Source organism: Dellaglioa sp. CoH-56-MRSF-10 (assembly GCF_056782175.1).
Map to the genome: position 1 here is coordinate 1 of NZ_JBXAYF010000058.1, position 372 is coordinate 372.

Consider the following 372-nt stretch of genomic DNA (forward strand, 5'->3'; position numbering starts at 1 on the left):
CCTGCGGCTGGATCACCTCCTTTCTAAGGAATATTACGGAAACCTACACACTTGTCGAAAATTTGTTTAGTTTTGAGAGATCTACTCTCAAAAGCGTTTACGGGCCTATAGCTCAGCTGGTTTAGAGCGCACGCCTGATAAGCGTGAGGTCGATGGTTCGAGTCCATTTAGGCCCATTTACCAATTAATAAAATACCCATTATGGGGCCTTAGCTCAGCTGGGAGAGCGCCTGCCTTGCACGCAGGAGGTCATCGGTTCGATCCCGTTAGGCTCCATTGACAATATTAATTGTCGAATTTGTTCTTTGAAAACTAGATAATATTTATTAAATTTTTAAGCAATAAGCCGAGAAACACCGCGTTTTATTAGTT

The 372-nt window shown here is 42.7% G+C and carries 2 tRNA genes; both read left to right on the plus strand.

Annotated elements, in window-relative coordinates:
• Positions 1-101 precede the first annotated feature (101 nt).
• Positions 102-176: transfer RNA gene (locus tag AC1RP4_RS07825), tRNA-Ile, on the plus strand.
• A gap of 27 nt (positions 177-203) precedes the next feature.
• A tRNA-Ala gene (locus AC1RP4_RS07830) sits at positions 204-276 on the plus strand.
• Positions 277-372: the final 96 nt, after the last annotated feature.